This window comes from Pseudomonas sp. NFACC45 (assembly GCF_900113505.1).
GTDB classification, from domain to species: Bacteria; Pseudomonadota; Gammaproteobacteria; order Pseudomonadales; family Pseudomonadaceae; genus Aquipseudomonas; species Aquipseudomonas tehranensis.
Window position 1 is genome coordinate 1 of the sequence record NZ_FOPO01000014.1, and the last position, 16,551, is coordinate 16,551.

General features: G+C 55.5%; 19 protein-coding genes and 1 pseudogene. 19 read left to right on the plus strand and 1 reads right to left on the minus strand.

The genetic code is table 11. The features are described from left to right. Positions 1-401 (plus strand): annotated as a pseudogene (locus BM132_RS23785) (TetR/AcrR family transcriptional regulator C-terminal domain-containing protein); the annotation flags it as partial. A 53-nt stretch (positions 402-454) separates the two neighbouring features. On the opposite strand, the gene BM132_RS23790 reads toward BM132_RS23785, so the two are convergent. Next, positions 455-1,270: a helix-turn-helix domain-containing protein gene (locus tag BM132_RS23790; protein WP_092459138.1), complete on the minus strand. Its 816-nt coding sequence runs from the start codon at positions 1,268-1,270 to the stop codon at positions 455-457. A gap of 580 nt (positions 1,271-1,850) precedes the next feature. On the opposite strand from BM132_RS23790, the gene BM132_RS28535 reads away from it, so the two are divergent. The 18 genes from BM132_RS28535 to BM132_RS23880 all read left to right on the plus strand — a co-directional run bounded on the left by BM132_RS28535 (position 1,851) and on the right by BM132_RS23880 (position 16,550). After that, complete coding sequence (locus BM132_RS28535) at positions 1,851-2,348, plus strand: hypothetical protein (RefSeq protein WP_177218210.1); 498 nt, start codon at positions 1,851-1,853, stop codon at positions 2,346-2,348. A 111-nt stretch (positions 2,349-2,459) separates the two neighbouring features. Further along, on the plus strand, positions 2,460-2,678 hold the full coding sequence (locus BM132_RS23800; protein ID WP_092459140.1) for an AlpA family transcriptional regulator: 219 nt from the start codon (positions 2,460-2,462) through the stop codon (positions 2,676-2,678). An 8-nt stretch (positions 2,679-2,686) separates the two neighbouring features. Then, positions 2,687-4,261 carry a ParB family protein gene (locus BM132_RS23805; RefSeq protein ID WP_092459142.1) on the plus strand — a complete coding sequence of 525 codons (1,575 nt, stop codon included), beginning with the start codon at positions 2,687-2,689 and terminating at the stop codon, positions 4,259-4,261. Further along, on the plus strand, positions 4,258-4,818 hold the full coding sequence (locus tag BM132_RS23810; RefSeq protein WP_092459144.1) for a DUF2857 domain-containing protein: 561 nt from the start codon (positions 4,258-4,260) through the stop codon (positions 4,816-4,818). Before BM132_RS23805 ends, BM132_RS23810 begins: the two co-directional genes overlap by 4 nt. Then, positions 4,790-5,968, plus strand: a complete 1,179-nt coding sequence (locus BM132_RS23815) for an STY4528 family pathogenicity island replication protein (protein WP_256244306.1) — start codon at positions 4,790-4,792, stop codon at positions 5,966-5,968. Before BM132_RS23810 ends, BM132_RS23815 begins: the two co-directional genes overlap by 29 nt. A 152-nt stretch (positions 5,969-6,120) precedes the next feature. Then, positions 6,121-6,912, plus strand: coding sequence for a PFL_4669 family integrating conjugative element protein (locus BM132_RS23820; protein ID WP_092459147.1), 792 nt, complete (start codon positions 6,121-6,123; stop codon positions 6,910-6,912). After that, complete coding sequence (locus tag BM132_RS23825; protein WP_092459149.1) at positions 6,912-7,412, plus strand: DUF3158 family protein; 501 nt, start codon at positions 6,912-6,914, stop codon at positions 7,410-7,412. The genes BM132_RS23820 and BM132_RS23825 overlap by 1 nt, the downstream gene beginning before the upstream one ends. Before the next feature lie 11 nt (positions 7,413-7,423). Continuing rightward, positions 7,424-7,825, plus strand: coding sequence for a single-stranded DNA-binding protein (locus BM132_RS23830; RefSeq protein ID WP_092459152.1), 402 nt, complete (start codon positions 7,424-7,426; stop codon positions 7,823-7,825). Between the two features lie 285 nt (positions 7,826-8,110). Then, positions 8,111-10,126, plus strand: coding sequence for a DNA topoisomerase III (locus tag BM132_RS23835; RefSeq protein ID WP_092459155.1), 2,016 nt, complete (start codon positions 8,111-8,113; stop codon positions 10,124-10,126). Between the two features lie 459 nt (positions 10,127-10,585). Next, positions 10,586-11,842, plus strand: coding sequence for a DNA cytosine methyltransferase (locus tag BM132_RS28585; RefSeq protein ID WP_256244307.1), 1,257 nt, complete (start codon positions 10,586-10,588; stop codon positions 11,840-11,842). 205 nt (positions 11,843-12,047) lie between these two features. Then, positions 12,048-12,452, plus strand: a complete 405-nt coding sequence (locus BM132_RS23845; RefSeq protein WP_092459157.1) for a hypothetical protein — start codon at positions 12,048-12,050, stop codon at positions 12,450-12,452. Between the two features lie 122 nt (positions 12,453-12,574). Then, entirely contained in the window at positions 12,575-13,057 is a 483-nt protein-coding gene (locus tag BM132_RS23850) for an STY4534 family ICE replication protein (protein WP_092459159.1), read from the plus strand. A 137-nt stretch (positions 13,058-13,194) separates the two neighbouring features. Further along, positions 13,195-13,497, plus strand: a complete 303-nt coding sequence (locus BM132_RS23855) for a hypothetical protein (protein ID WP_063321920.1) — start codon at positions 13,195-13,197, stop codon at positions 13,495-13,497. 168 nt (positions 13,498-13,665) lie between these two features. Continuing rightward, positions 13,666-14,193 (plus strand): PFGI-1 class ICE element type IV pilus protein PilL2, encoded by a 528-nt coding sequence (locus tag BM132_RS23860; protein ID WP_092459161.1) that lies wholly within the window; start codon positions 13,666-13,668, stop codon positions 14,191-14,193. After that, entirely contained in the window at positions 14,190-14,837 is a 648-nt protein-coding gene (locus BM132_RS23865; RefSeq protein ID WP_092459163.1) for a hypothetical protein, read from the plus strand. Before BM132_RS23860 ends, BM132_RS23865 begins: the two co-directional genes overlap by 4 nt. A gap of 17 nt (positions 14,838-14,854) precedes the next feature. Beyond that, on the plus strand, positions 14,855-15,565 hold the full coding sequence (locus BM132_RS23870; protein ID WP_371264157.1) for a TIGR03759 family integrating conjugative element protein: 711 nt from the start codon (positions 14,855-14,857) through the stop codon (positions 15,563-15,565). Continuing rightward, positions 15,550-16,125 carry a transglycosylase SLT domain-containing protein gene (locus BM132_RS23875; protein ID WP_092459167.1) on the plus strand — a complete coding sequence of 192 codons (576 nt, stop codon included), beginning with the start codon at positions 15,550-15,552 and terminating at the stop codon, positions 16,123-16,125. Before BM132_RS23870 ends, BM132_RS23875 begins: the two co-directional genes overlap by 16 nt. A gap of 53 nt (positions 16,126-16,178) precedes the next feature. Beyond that, on the plus strand, positions 16,179-16,550 hold the full coding sequence (locus BM132_RS23880; RefSeq protein WP_256244317.1) for an integrating conjugative element protein: 372 nt from the start codon (positions 16,179-16,181) through the stop codon (positions 16,548-16,550). Position 16,551 lies beyond the last annotated feature (1 nt).

A 16,551-nucleotide genomic window follows, 5' to 3' on the forward strand; every position in this document is an offset into this window, starting at 1 on the left:
CATCAGTTTGCACCGCAGGCCCTTATTGAAGGCGTCGGCGGTTCGGCGGCAGATCAGCTCATGGCGGTGGGAACATCCCTGCTTCGCACGTTGTTGAGCCCCGACGTGCGCAGTGTCGAAGCCATGATCATGGCCGACAAGACGAATCAAAAGTCGTTAAGCAAGCGCCAATACGAAGCCGGCCCTGCCTATGTCATTGCCCAGATCGAGGCACTGTTGCGTCAGTTGCACGCGAAGGCGGTTCTGAACGTGCCCGATCCTCTCCAGTCCGCCCGCTTGTTTGCCGCGCTTTTCAAAGATCCGATCTCCTGATTATCGCGCTCTTCGATGAGGTAAGAGCAGAGGACAACAATGAAATCGAATCCTATTGCCGGTCGGCCGTCGCCATCATCAACGTTGCTACAATTGAGCCGCGCCTAAACCGACAGCGTCCCGGTAAAAGGAGCCTTGGTTGTTATGATGAAACAAGCTTAAATATCCCTCCCTCGAACTCCGCCCGCGATAAACGCTCAAGCAAATCGGCATCCAATCTCGAATCCTCGGGCCGGTACAATCGAGTCCGCCTCAGCGCCTCCTCCTGATCAATATGGGTGCCCAAGAAAGCCCACACCACGCGCGTGCATACTGGTGCTCGTTGGTCAGTAGCCGATACGCCTAGCTTCAGTCCATTGAGCCGAGACAAACGGCTTTTGTAGCTAGGAATGAGGATGGTCTGGGTGATCTCATTGCTCGTCAGGGTTTCGTAATCGAGAAGAAACATTCGGTCCCGCAGGTAGTAGGCAATTCCCTTGTAAAGATATCGCTCAAAGATTTCCTCTCCCGCCTCAATCGTCTGCACTCGCTCATGACGCTCATACACCACCTGTCCAGCTTCCTCACGCAGATGGACCAATGAGCAAAGTACTTGGCTTGGTTCGCTCATGGCGTAGTAGTACTCGTGGTAGTACCCCAGCAAGGTCGAAAACCGATCCGACGAGCATTTGCATAGATGGTCGAACATTCTCATCGAGGCGCTCAGCGGTACGGCCGAGCGCGAGCGCGATTGGACACCAATAAGAGGGAGAAACAGCTCGGTTGGCAACGCGATCTCGCACTCCTCCACGCCAAAGAAATCACAAATGCGCTTGAGGTTGTAAGGCGTGGGGCGACTGCTGCCGTTCAAGTACTTGGTGAACTGCCCTCGGTTGATCTTCAGTTTTCGGCACACCTCCGCGACAGATCGGTAATGACAGCATAGGTGGTACAAGTTTGACGAAAAATGATCAGACATACATGAAGGCTTTCAATCCCAGAGCGACAAGCCCATTAAAGTAGCAGCAACTCGCATCAGATAATGGCGTTTGGAGCACTTGCTTATGAGAAGACATTAACGAAATATTGCGCTCGCAAACCTTCGCGAAACCTCTTCACGTAAGTCACTGCAACATATGGTAAGGAATACCACATGCACGAAGTCACAAACGACTTCCTCTCAGGGAAAGATTTAGTTGCTGTCAACTTCATACCCGTTTCAACATGTGTAATGAATACGCAACTTTCTACAAACCGTTTCTGCCTATCGCCCGCACTGCAACCCCATCATGCTCAATTCATGCATCAGCTGGGGCATCAAAGTGACAGTGCCCTGGCAGTGAATCCATATAGGGTCTGGCCTGATATCCGGCGTCTTGGAGTACCCGCTCATAACACCGACGCTCCGCGAGCGGCGCAAAGTCGCCCCCCCCAACACAAAGTCTAGAAACCATCAGCCGTCCACCAGTTAAACGGGTAACTGCCATGACGCATTGAATCTTTCGTCGCTCCACAGTCTGCAGTTCCATAGACGGACATTGCACGCTATGGAAAGACTCATGATTCAACATGATCAGCTTAACGGCACCAAGGCTTACTACCGTGTGTTAGAGACGGCAATTCGATCTAACAGGCTGCCTGAACAACCAGCATGTATTATTGAGTTCATTGCACCCATGACACATTTGCAAACAGCTAAAGCACTTCAGTCGCCATCCGTTGCCCTGATAGTCGGTCAACTGGACGCCGCCACTCGTTACACAACATCACTCTGGGCAGTACCGCTCACGCCTGATCAGAACAAATCGACTACCTCCCAGCTTGGCACCAGCACGCTTAATCCAGACCCACGGGTTAGGGAAATCTACCTGAATACCATCGGAGGTCTGTTGACCGTGATGCTGGGTCAATCCCCCAGCGGTGTTCGCTATTCGACGTTCAACACCCTCATGTCGGTCATCAGCGCTCTGATCGCCTTCCATGGTGACCGCCCTGGCATTAGCGCACCCGCACTGCGGAAAACGTTCGCTGACGTTAGGCGCCATTTCTGCAAATGACTATGACGTGACCACCGCAAACAAAACCGCTCATTAGCGGCGCTCGTTTGCCCCGAAGAAACCATTACCCGTGCGCCAACAGGCGCGGTCCATCGTTAAGGAGTGTCCATCATGCCTACGCATATTGATTCGCAACCTCCCCTTCATGAACGCCGCATATTGCGACTTTCAGACGTTGAGCAGAAAACGGGGCTCAAGCGCTCATTCCTCTACAGCCTAATGAACCTCGGTAAGTTTCCAAAATCCGTTCGCCTGGGCGTCCGGGCCGTAGGCTGGGATGCCGAGGAAGTCGACCAATGGATTGCCGATCGTTTAAGCGATCGCGGCTAAGGAGTTACGTGAGCGTGGCATCCACCTATCCCACACAAGATGAAGCATCCAAACAAAATTCAAAAGCGCCTTGCGAACGAGCTGCCTCGGCATGCCCGAGCGATCCAGAGGTCGAGATGCCCCTGATCGTCACACTGGACTGCTTGAAGCCCTACGACCTGGACCCGAGGGTTACGCGCAACCCAAAGTACGATGAAATCAAGGCGTCCATTCGTCAGCGTGGGCTTGATGCGCCACCCCCAATCACCCGACGGCCAGGTGAGCCTTATTTTCGGGTTCGCAACGGGGGCAACACGCGGCTGTCGATACTGCGTGAGCTCTGGTCTGAAACAAAGGACGAGCAATATTTCCACCTGAACTGCATGTTCCGCCCCTGGCCAGAACGCGGTGAGATCATTTCACTGACCGGCCATCTGGCCGAGAACGAAATGCGCGGAGGCCTGACATTTATTGAGCGCGCGCTCGGGGTTGAGAAAGCCAGGGAGCTCTATGAGCTTGAAAGCGGTACTTCTCTTTCCCAGTCAGAGCTGTCCAGGCGGTTGACCGCGGACGGCTACCCTGTCCACCAATCCCACATTAGCCGTATGCGAGATGCGGTTCACTACTTACTGCCGGCCATCCCCAACGTCCTATATGGAGGACTGGGCCGCCATCAAGTCGAGCGGCTGGCCGTGCTGCGGCGAACCTGTGTCAAGATTTGGGAGGAGCACGCAAAAACAAAAATCCTGACCATCGATTTTGCGTCCCTTTTCCAAGAAGCGCTGATGTTGTTTGATGGGACCACAGCCGACTTTTCCATCGACCGCGCTCAGGATGAGGTCATTGGACAAATGGCTCATTACTTGGGCGTTGACTACGACACGCTCGCACTAGCGTCTGAGGCAGGCGAGAAGCGTGAGCAGGCATTGACTCATGTTCCGATGAAGGCCTCCCTGCCCTGCCCACGAACAGCGACAGCATTGGATACCGGGCTCGACCGTCCAGCCGTCCCGTCTATCCTGGCCGACTCTGCAGCAAAAATTGTTCAGGCAGTCAAAGAGCCCAACCTTCCGGAGGTATCTGATTCTGATCGCCTGCAGTCCATCCAAGCGTTGGTGGCCAGACATGCTGGCGATGGCCCCTCATTGGCATCAGACGTCCTGCCGTTTGCGCAGGGTAGCCTCTTCCCCATTTCGGACATCTGGAACATTGATCCGGCACTGGATGAGCCACAGCGTCTGCGAATTCACATCAGCCAATTCGCTCGTGAAATATGTCAGGACGTTGCCAAGGCTGACGTCATTACTGAAGTGGATGAAGGGATCGGCTTCCGCTGTTGCTTCGAAACGGTACCCGAACATCCGTCACCGTTAACTTTGGTCGCCTTACTGGAAACGTTGACAACCAATTCCTCTGCATCAAGCGTCCCGTTGGAAATCGGCGCTCTACTGTTAGGTACCACACAACCGGATGCCCAGGCATGCCGATTGAGTGACGCCAATCTGATCAAGTTGTTTCGCTTAATTCGTTTAGCCCGACGCTTGATTGACCTCAAATCAGAATTTGGCACTGATCAGGACATGCATACCAAGGAGGAATTATGACGACGCCCCATCCGATCAACCAAGCCGTTATAGCCCAGGCGCTGCATGATCTGCGCAACGGCCAACTCAGACGCTGCAAAACCATGGGATTTGCTGATGAAGATTTGGCCGCCCTAAAGGAGCCCGGGCTGATCAGCGTTCTGCTCAATGCTCGTGTGCCTTGGTGTACGGTCCAGATCAACCGTGGTGTGCTGCAGAAGATCCTCGGTCAAGCAGAAGACGTCGACTTGGAAATCTCCAGTATTGACCGCATGCTGCGCCTGGGCGCCAGTACGGAGATGGTCAGTAGATTCTACGGTCTGACTCATCAGGAAGTGGCCCTGCGCCGAAACATTTTGGGACTGCCCAAGCGTAAAGGCCGGCATCACGTCCTCAGTGAAGCACAAGACACACTGCTCTGGGAGCGTTGGCATCCTCAATTCAAGGCACGAAAAATTTCGGTGGATGACGACCGGGCCTTACTGGACCTGACGCTTGATCTGGCAGAGGAGCTTTCGTACCCGGCCTCCGTGATTTGGGCATCTCTGCGTGATTGGATCGATCAAGGGTTGGTCTAGCGCGGTGAAAAGCTCGGACCCCAAACCTCTCTCCTCCGTACTTGATAGCGCCCTGAAGAGTTTGTGTGCCCAGAGCACGCAAGGGAATGGGGACGGTTTCCTGTTCAGTGGCAACCGCCATGAAACCGTCCCCAGGGCGTTGCTTCTTGACCAGCGTTTGACCCCGCTTGAACGCAATGCCTGGCAAGTTTTTCGGCTGCTGCTCAACGACGACGGAGTCACCGCTTTTCCGACCTATGACCAGTTACGTAAGTACCTGGCCTCCGTACCCTGCGGCGCCCTGGCCTCCCATGAATCAGTTGCGAAGACCTTGACACTCCTGCGTCTGACGAGGTGGTTGAGCTTGGCCCGCCGACGGCGAGACGCCCGTACCGGACGTGTGCTCGGTAACTTGTATGTCCTGCACGATCGCCCTTTGACGCCCTTTGAAGCTATGCAGATCGATCCCGAATACATGGTATTGGTCAGCCACACGCTCAAGCACGCCAATAAGGGTATTCAGCGCGTCGGATTGGCGGTGCTCGAAGAAATTAGCCATGACCCCAGTGTCCAAACTCAATTGCTGCCCAGCCATCTACAGGTTTTAGCTGTGCGTCTACAACAAGCGCAGACCACCGATGTGACGCCAGATATGCAAACCGAAGAACGTACCCCTGAAGCTCTTCGGAAACTAAACGCCCAGTCTTCGGTATCCGAACCGAGGTCCAAAGCCCCGCCGGACCACTCTCTTCGGCATCCGAAGCCTGCGAGTACGTTAAGTACAAAAGCGTTAAAAATACTACGTACTGGCGAGAGTTCGCAGGCAGGTTCCGAGCTGATTCTCCCTACCCGCTTTTCATCGCTCACGTCCACACAGCAAGCGGGTGCCAAAGTGGCCTTGCAGCAATTGCCCGTCGAGTTGCGGCAGGCAGTTCTGGATGAATGGGCGGCTCGGTGCCGAGAAGCCCATATACGCAATCCGGCCGGCTACCTATTTGGCATTCTGCAGAGAGCATTGCAGGGTCAATTCACCGTCTGGGCAGCCAAGGAACAAACGCCTGAATCGAGCGGATCGAAGCCCAGCCCCAAGCAAACTCAGAAAACGGAACGAGATCCTGCCGTCGCTCACGCCTACCTAGACGAACTCAAGGGTCTGTTGAAGGAACGATAACAGTAAGCCTCTGAAGCTATCCCCTGGGGATAGCTGCCGCCCCTACCTTCGCAGACACCAATCAGGCTCGCACAGCCTGCGCTTTGTTCAATGACAGAGTCCCGCCGTGCCGCAAAGCTGGGCGCCCTCCCACAGTCCCTGAGTGACTTCCCATGGCGAACGACCTGCAACTGAACCTCGGTACATTGCGCAGTAGCGTGCAATTGACCCTGCACACCCATCACGCATCTCGCATCTGGCACGGGCGAGACGCCTCCCAAGGCCGAGCAACGATCATCGGCCTGAACGGTTTCATTGCCGTCATGAACAAAATGAAACGTGGCGCGGAACTGGATGACCCCTACGCCGACGTCTGGATGCTAAGAATCGAAGACAAGCTCAACGCTACCAAAGACATCCTCAAAGCCTTGAATGAGCAGGTGAACCTGGCACTTTCGGAAGTGCCTTCCGCCTTGAGCCTGGGCGAGAACCTCAATGTGCAGCCAGTCAAATTACCACTCTTCGTCAACGCTCAACTTGGCTTCATGGCGGTGTATCTGTTGGCGGACTATGACGACCTGGCGCGACGTCTGATCCTGGCTCATCACACCGCATTGATTGATCGCTCCAGCTTAGAACGCTGGCTTAACGAAGGGGCGCACGCTTTGCGAAGCCTGTTCAGCCTGGCTCAACAGTACAAATCATCCGGCTTGAACCGTGAGGATTATCAGGCGAATACCCCCCTGGCGATATCCGCCAAAGAACGTTTTGGTGAGATTGATCAAGACATTCTGGAAGGCACCCGTCGCTCACGCTTTGCCCCGCCCTTGGTGCGCCGGCTCACGATCAGCGCCCCTCAAAAGGATGAAGAAAAAACTCTGGACGTCGCCATCGACAGTGAAACGCTCAGTCCTCATGAACCTGCCTCCTGCGCTCGGGAGCAGCCAGCAGAGGACGAGCGCTGATGGCCTTGCACTATTTCAAACCCTTGGTTCATTCAGAGCTAGAGCAACTGCAGCATGCGGCCTACCTAAAAGGCCTTTTACAGCCTTTTAAAGGTAAGGGCTGTTTGGAGGACTGGGCCAGCGATTGCCATGCACTTCGTGACGGTCTGATTGAGCTAGCGCAGACAAGAATCCTGACCCAGGCTCGGCGTTATCCCTTCAACCTGCTGGCGGCCCAGCTGACCCGACACAGCACGGGGGCCGGGACGACTTTTCTGCGCTGGCGTAACCCCGACCGCACCAACATGGGGGTGTCCCTCTGGCAGCAATGCATTGAACACGAGGCCACCCCCAATCTGCTGATTGACGATCTCTACGCACTGGAGCAACAGCGGATCGTGCTGAATATGCAAATCAGCATGAGCCACATCCTGGCCCGCCAAGCCAATGACTGCGCCATCAAGATGTCGCACGCCGAAGCGGTCTATCAACGCTGCATTCAACAACGCGCCCTTGTATAAGCGAGCCCCTCATGAGCACTCATTTTTTCGGTGAAGGTAATATTGGATCGGCGCCCGAATTTCGGGAATTCAACAACCGCAATGACGAGCCCAGGCGTCTGCTGAGGCTCAATGTTTATTTCGACAACCCTGTTCCTGTCAAAGACGGCTATGAAGATCGAGGCGGCTTCTGGGCGCCGGTTGAAATCTGGCACCGTGAAGCAGAACACTGGAGCACGCTGTATCAAAAAGGCATGCGGGTGATGGTCGAAGGACGCTTGGTTAAGGAGGAATGGGCCGATGCGGATGAGAACGCACGAGTGACGTTCAAAATCGAGGCGCGGCGCGTGGGCATACTGCCCTACCGAGTCGAACGGGTCAGATTGGGTGGCAAATCATCTGCCGCCGCCGATGGCGATGACCATCCAAATTGATTCTTGAAACCGCGAGAGCGGCTGGCCCAGTCGTCAGTCGCTCTTTTGCGCCAAAACGCTCGCAACCCCTACTGCGTCGTGAGCGTCCACTGACGTCCATCCTGTCCCAGTCGGCGGCACATGACGAATTCGCTGGTGCAAAGACCGCTGCGCCCATACCTGGCTCAGGGTCGCCTCTGCCGACTGATCATCAATACGCTCTGATGCAGAATCGCTTTGAGAGTCGCGCGCACCGTCTCCCCTCATGCATCTTCCTGCCCTCTCAACTGCTTTGCTGGGCATGACATGCGACTCTTTCTGTGTGAAAAACCTTCCCAGGGCAAAGACATTGCCAGGGTACTTGGCGCTCGACAACGTGGCAGCGGCTGCTTCAAAGGCGTGGGTATCAGTGTGACCTGGTGCATCGGACACTTGGTCGAAGCGGCACCACCTGAAGCTTATGATGAACGCTTCAAACAGTGGTCGCTGGACCATCTGCCCATCATTCCGAGCTCGTGGCGTGTCCAAGTCAAAGCGAACACGGCGGCTCAGTACAAAATCGTCAAACAGCTACTGGCCCAAACATCTGAATTGGTGATCGCCACTGATGCTGATCGCGAAGGCGAGATGATTGCTCGCGAGATGCTTGAGCTGTGTCAGTACCGCGGTTCTATCCAACGGCTGTGGCTGTCAGCACTTAACGAGGCCTCCATCCGTAAAGCCCTGGGTCAGTTACGACAGGCAGAAGAAACTCAGTCCCTCTACCATTCTGCCCTCGCCCGCTCACGAGCGGATTGGCTAATCGGCATGAACATGAGCCGACTGTTTACACTCCTTGGCCGCCAGGCAGGGCTCAACGGGGTGTTGTCGGTGGGACGTGTGCAAACGCCGACCTTACGCTTAGTGGTTGATCGGGATCGCGAGATCGAACGATTTGTACCAACGCCTTACTGGGTTATCCAGGTGAAGCTTGAAGTACTGGGGCAAGCGTTTACAGCGCAGTGGGTGGCGCCCGACACTACCACTGACGAAGCAGGCCGGTGCATCAGGCAAACGGTCGCTTTGCAGGCGCAGCAGAGCTTCAGAGCGACAGGGTTTGCACAGGTATTGGAGGTTGAGACGCAACGAACTCGAGAGGCACCGCCGCTACCCTTCGACTTGAGCACCTTGCAAGAAGTTTGTTCAAGACGCTTGGGCTTCGGCGTGCAGGAAACACTGGACATTGCTCAATCGCTTTATGAGACCCACAAAGCGACCACCTATCCGCGCACAGACTCAGGTTACCTACCCGAAAGCATGTTGCTCGAGGCAAAAGCGGTCTTCGCTGCACTGATAAAGAGCGATCCTGGCGTGGGCCCTTTGGTGCAATCCGCCGATCCCACGCTACGCTCCCGGGCTTGGAACGACAGCCAAGTCAGCGCGCATCACGGCATTATCCCGACACTTGAACCGTTTAATCGGTTGGCCTTAAGCGAACACGAATGCGCGGTCTATGAGTTGATTAGGGCCCGTTATCTGGCGCAGTTTCTGCTCCATCATGAGTACGACCGCACTACCGTGCGGCTCACCTGTGGCAACCATGTATTGAAAGCCCATGGCAAACACGTCGTGGAATCAGGTTGGCACCGGGTATTGGGTAGCGAATGCCCCCCCAACGACGACGAAGCGTCGCCACGCAGCCAAGCGCTGCCAGACCTCCACTCGGGTGTGTGCTGCAACATGGCGAACGTGGAGCTAAAGTCCCTCAAGACTCAGCCCCCCAAAGCTTATACCCAGGGTGAGCTGATCAAGGCCATGAAAGGCGCGGCCAAACTGGTGACAGACCCAAGGCTGAAGCAGGTTCTCAAGGAGACGACAGGCATCGGCACAGAAGCCACAAGAGCTAATATCATCAGCGGTTTGCTGAGCCGAGGGTATCTGTACATCAAAGGGCGATCTGTACGGGCTTCTGAGGCGGCCTTCACCTTGATTGATTCGGTACCTCCCGCCATAGCAGATCCGGCCACCACCGCCATCTGGGAGCAGGCGTTCGACATGATCGAGGCCGGCCAACTGACGCTCGAGGATTTCCTCGCAAAGCAAACCGCCTGGATCAGCCAACTGGTCGAGCACTACCGTACGACGACCTTGGCGCTCCATAGCCCCGGCGGCCCGAATTGCCCTTTGTGTGGGGCGCCAATGCGTCAACGTGACGGCAAGCACAACAAGTTTTGGTCCTGTACACGCTACCCAGAATGTCGGGGGGCTTTACCCATCGCCTCGCAAGAGAGAGCGTCCCCACGCCACCGAAAGCCGCGTCGTTCAAAACCTGGAAACTCCTGAACGACCTTGCCCAAGCTCGCTTCTCCTTCTGAAACAGCGAGCGCGCCCAAGCCGAGCAACAGCCGGTGGCACGGAGGAACACATCGTCTGAGCTGTGCCTACAGCATGATGGTTCAGTAGGACAGTGCTGCGCTGAAGGGTCCCCTGATCGCCTCCCCGGGGCGATCAGGAGACCCTTCAGGGTGGACATAATCGATACCGGACCCCGCCGGTCAAACAACGAGCTCCTTTTGTACGCGGATGTGTGCCTGACGATACCGACCCACGCCACGAAACGGGTCGGGTGAGATGCTTGTGAAGGCGCCTGGCCTGACGACCGCCAAGCCCGGAACAGCCCCACGGGTGGCCTCCCTGTTCAAGCCGAAGGTCGCCTTCGGCGCCTTTGTCCTTTCTCCCACTTTGCGCCGTGCCTGACACCGCTCGGGCACAGAAATGCGCGCCTGCAAAGGACATACCCCTATGATTCAAACCTCCTCGCCACTGCAATACGCCAGCGTTTGCAGCGGGATCGAAGCGGTGACTGTCGCCTGGAAGCCTTTAGGTCTCACCCCAGCTTGGTTTTCCGAAATAGCACCGTTCCCTTGTGCGGTGCTGGCCCATCACTACCCAACCGTACCTAATCTAGGCGACATGAAGCGACTGGCCCTCCAAGCACTCGACCGAGCCATTGCTGCTCCTGCCATTCTGATTGGAGGCACACCATGCCAGGCATTCAGTGTGGCGGGTTTTCGTGAAGGCTTGGCAGATGCTCGAGGAGCTCTGTCTCTTACATTTGTGGAGCTCGCCAATGCGATCGACCAAGTCCGAATGCAACGAAAGGAACCTGAAGCCATCATCGTCTGGGAAAACGTTCTCGGCGTGCTCACCGATAGAGGCAACGCCTTCGGATGTTTTCTCGCAGCATTGGCTGGCGAAGAACATGAACTCGTCTCCCCAAGGGAGACTTGGTCGCACGCAGGTGTTGTGTTTGGCCCCCAAAGAACAATCGCGTGGCGCGTCCTGGATGCCCAATATTTCGGCCTGGCCCAACGACGCCGTCGCGTGTTCCTTGTCGCAAGTGCTCGTGTGGGATTCGATCCCGCCGCGGTACTTTTTGAGCGCCAAGGCCCGCGCCGGGATAATGCGCCGCACCGCACGCTACAAACGGAGACTGCCTGCCCTGTTGGCGCTGGCCTTGCAGCCTTAAGTGCCCCCTTCCGCGCCGTCGCGTTCAACAATGCCTATGGCATGGCCAACGGCCAAGGCGGGGCTGAGGCAGCGTTGGAGTGCTGCCCAACACTGACCTGCAATCACGACGTTGCGATTGTGGTGTGTGGCACAGCACATAGCTCCGTCTGTGCAACCTCAACTCCCCATCTGCTGCACCAAGACGTTATCGCACGCAGCAGCTGCCACGTGCGTCCTAGAGCCAGGCGCCTGCTTCCCATTGAGTGTGAGCGCTTGCAGGGGCTACCCGATAACTACACACGCATTCCCAGGCGTCATTACGCAATAAGGCGCATCAGCCATCGTCGTCCTCCGGACATGTGGGAAGCCACTCACAATGGCTGGATGCTGATGGCTGCTGACGGCCCCCGTTACAAGGTCATAGGCAACTCAATGGCCGTCCCCTGCCTGACTTGGCTTGGTAAACGTTTGCTCGATGTGCTTAGAAATCCGGAGTCTTTCAGCGAGGTATTGATCACTGACAGGCAGGCTAAGAAAAACCATTCTTGACCACGCAAGACTGATCACTGATCAGCGCATGCCCAGGCAGCTAGGGTCTTCAAAGCTGCGTCGTGAAATGTTTCACGCTGGCCCCGTCCCAGTCCGCCCAGCATCGTTTCTTGCGGACGTGCGCCTCCAAAGGCGCTGATGCCTGTCTTTCGCCGTGAGGGTTACCCACACCTTTCACTTAAATCAGATCCAAGGAGTCATTAGCATGAAAAACGCTCCCATTACTCAACTGTCGTCCCTGTCCCAGCCTAAGCCCGCCGCACATCTTGTTGATGTCGACAATACCGCAGCCGCTTTTTTCTTCGCCTGGAAACAAGGCGTGGACTTAGCCGGTTTCACCTATTTTGGTGACGGTTCTAAAGCAGGCTTCAATAAGGCCAATTGCCGATGGGATCTGCGTCCCATCCTGCGAATGGTCGATAAAAACTTCGAAGTCCTGAGCAATCAGGAACGGGTATTCCTAGCTGCGATGGTGAGCTTCCATGACACGCAAAAAGGTTGTGAGTTGCTCAAGCAGGCGGGGGTCAAAGGCCTGGCTGATCTGGGCCTTTTAGACCCTGTACAGCGAGACATTATTGCTTCGCTGATCCTTCATTACCACGGCTGGTAATCAGCCTCTGTATTCACTGGGGCCTGGAAGTTTTCCCCACTTATCAAACCAATCACCCATCGGGGGCGACTGCCCCTTCGGGAGAGGCGCCTCCATCGTTATTCCTAGCCTGGAGGCATGTCATGAATCCTACGTTTGATGAAACGACCTATTTTGACCTTCACATCACTGGACTGGGTTATCTCAATCGCATTCGTGAAGTGAAGCTCAAGAAAGGTGAATCATTCCTAGCTTGCGACATCGCAGCGCTCAATGGTCCGACCGACTGCGCTGAGTATCGGCGTTTTGACGTTCGTGTCACAGGCGAAGATGCTCAGGTACTGGTACGGCGCTGTGCCAGAGCCGTTGAGTTGGACCGTAAGGTCCTGGTTGGTTTTCGTCTGGGAGATCCCTGGGTCGATACGTTCACTTACTCCAAAGGCATTAACCAGGGACAGTTGGGTGTGAGCTTCAAGGCCCGATTGCTCTTGTTGAACTGGATCAAGATCGACGGTGTTTTGGTGCATAAGCGCGAACCTTCGAATCAAGACAGCCTGAAATCCGAAGCGACAACTCAACCAGTGAATGCAACTCCTCCATCACTCGAAGAGGACTTTGCATTCTGATCTCAGATCCGGCTACGGGTCTTGGTTTTTCCTCAACGTCTTCATTCAACGTCGACGTTTGAAGCTCCCCCCTCCCTCGTAAGCCATGACGCCCGAGGGGGGTGTCATGGCCCCACTTTTTGAATAGGAAGCAGACCATGATTGTTATCAAATTTGGAGATTCGGCCAAACCCTGGTCCGAGCACGGCGCTTTGGTTATGACCCCTGGCGTTGATGCACTGATGAGGACGAAACGATTAGATCCGTTCCACTACTTCGGCCGCCACATCTTGGGCGACTGGGGCGATATCTGTGATGAAGATCGTCAGCTCAATGAAGATGCGCTGCAATCGGGCTATCGTCTGATGTCTGCCTACGATGTTGAACCTGGCTTGAGATTGTGGGTTATCACCGAAGCTGATCGTACCGTGACCACCATTCTTCTGCCTGAGGAATATTGAGGCCTGCGGCCAGACCTCTCTAGCACTTCAGTTAATCCTCGCAACGGCCTCCTCGGAGGCCGTTTTCTTTGATGGCATTGAAACAGGTAACGGGTCATTACCTATTGATGGCTGCTACTGAGGCATCTGCTTGAGATCGTTCGCATATCCCATTCAGGAACTCCTCGTATGCCCGCGATACAGATACGTCTGCTGCCCTTCATGCTGTTCACTCACCTAACCCTGACTGCGTGCCTCTCTACAGAACGAACTTCCGTAGAACAGGCGGTACCGAGTGTGCCCCAGCCCTCTTCCGACCACTCCATCCCCGTTCAACGATATGGTCGATACACCCTGGTCGAACTGGCGCCGCACGTCGCACAACAAAACCTTCTGCTTCAAGTGATCGATATCGATCTTCCCGGCAATTGGTCCATCTCAGTTGCTGATGCGCTGCGCTATGTCCTTTTGCGCTCGGGGTATCGACTTTGTGATCGCACACCAGAAAACGCGGCACTGTTTGCCCTACCCCTCCCTGCACCTCACCTGAAGCTCGGCCCTGTTCAACTTCGCGACGCGTTACAGACGCTGGCGGGGCCAGCCTGGGCGCTGCAAACCGATGATCATCTTCGTCTGGTCTGCTTCAGTCCTGTTGTCGGGACTGCCAAGCCCAGCCCTACAGCACAAGCGGCAGTCAATCTGGAGGTCACACCATGATATACGCCACCCTTCCTGGACCTCGCTTGCAAAGTCGCCTTAAACGCTGGACACCTCCGCTTGTATTGACGCTGATGAGCTGCGTGCTCGCTTCTCATCAGGTGTCGTTGTCGAAGCTGGCCCAGGGTCTGAGCGGTTACCCTGACGTTAATCGCCTGGAGCATCTTGAAAGTACGGTGTTAGGGCTAGAGCAATCTGTCCTCCAAGTGCAACAGACGGCGAGATACGTACCGAATCGTAACGACCTGGAGGCTCTGCAGGTTGATCTGAACAAGCGCCTGGCAAACTTGGAGAACTCCTCAGCAACACATACAGCGCAGCAGGATCTGCGACCATTGCTGCAACGATTGGAGCGGCTCGAATCCAGCCAGAAATCAATCACTCAAACTCCCACTCCCAAACAAGCCAAGCCCTCTATTCAAAAACCGAAGAAAGGCGCAGAGCCTAGCTTCCAGATCTTGGGTCTGGAGCTACGAGGCGCAGTGCAGTTTCTGTCTGTCGCACCAGTAGGTGTTCAAGCGCTGGATCAAAGCCAACTTTTGAGGATCGGCGATACCTATCTCGGCTGGAAGCTTGATCGCCTCGACGAGCAGACGGCGGTGTTTTCTGCCAACGGCATCACACACCGACTGAACATTCGATAGGGGTGGCTATGTTCCGCTTGCATTTACTGCCCTTGCTGGCCCTGTCGCTATGTTGTGGGGTTCAGGCACAACACCTCACTCCGAGTACCCTCGCGGGGCTCAAGTCCAAGCCACAAAACGATACGACAGCCTCTCTTGAAAGCGCTTTGTTGGCTCAACAATGGGGTTTGGAGCAAGAAGAATACGACCGTTTCACTGCACTGATGCGCGGCCCACTGGGTACGTACTCCCCTCACCTGGACCCATTGAGCGCTCTGGGGATCGAGGCCCGAACTGATGCGGAACGGCAGCGCTATGCCCAGCTTCAGGTTGAAGCTGAAGCTGTACGTGTCGAGAAGTTGCTCTCCTATCAACGTGCCTATGACCAAGCATGGAAAAACCGATTTCCGGGGATGGTATTGATCAATCCTCCTCCGTTGCACAGTCCACTATTGACCAAGACCGCCGGAAGAAAATCTGTCTTCGTGCGCCTTGACTGTACTGAATGCGAGCATCGGGTCAGGCAACTCCAAGTCTCTGGAACAGCGTTCGATCTTTACATCGTTGATAGCCAACATGACGACAACGGCATTCGTCAGTGGGCCCAAAAAGTCGGGATCAGGCCCATCAAGGTTCGAGACGGAACCATTTCAATCAACCATGACAAAGGACGCTGGATATCGATCGGTGATGCCGGGGAACTGCCGGCTGTGATGCAGGAGGTCAACGGCAGATGGTTGCGACAGTGAATACTTGCAGTTCATTGCTGCGCCTCCTGAGCTTCGCCACTCTTTTTGAGATGGGTTTTGCCGAAGGGGCCGTACCCGTTCTGGAGCCTCCCCCAGCCTACGGTTTAGCTGCGCAGCGAATGGGAGTGCCTGCGGAGCTGTTGTTTGCAGTGGCATTACAGGAAAGCGGCATCATGCTGCGTGGCCAACGACTGCCATGGCCCTGGACGCTCAACGTTGCAGGGGGCTCCCGTTACTTTTACAGAGAATCTGATGCCTGCGACACGCTTCAAAGAGCCCTCAAGCAACACCCTACCTTACAAATAGACGCCGGACTGACCCAGATCAACCTGGGTCACCAACGCCATTTTTATCGGCACCCTTGTGAGTTGCTGCGACCTCATCGAAATGTGGAGGTTGCCGCCACCATCCTACGTAACCATCACCGCCAGGGCGAAGATTGGCTCCTGGCTGCTGGCCGTTATCACCGTCCGGCAGGCGGACCGTTGGCTGCACGCTACCGACATCGCATCCGCAAACACCTGGACCAATTGGCTTCAAAGAGGAGACTGCAACCATGAGAAATGCTGTTGTGTGGATATGCATTCTTTTAGCACTCGATTGCACTCCATGCATGGCGGACAGAGCGATGCCTCAGTACGCAGAGGACCGCTTTCGCGAAGACGACTTACTGCCGGTTCGCTCCAAAGCCTTGTCCCCCGGAACCGTTAAACGCAGGCTCCTGAACGCCTCTGGTTTGCCGGCGTTCTTCCTGATCGGAGACGACGCGCTTTCACGATCTTGGCTCAGGCAGCGACTGCCCCAACTGACCAGGCTCAAAGCCGCTGGGTTGGTCGTTAATGTGGAGTCCAACGCGTCACTCACCCACCTTCGTCAATTAGCGCCAGGTCTTACCTTGTCCCCCGTATCCGCTGATGATCTGGCCCAACGACTGCAACTTCAGCACTACCCCGTTTTAGTCACGGCTAGCAGTATCGAGCAGTAGC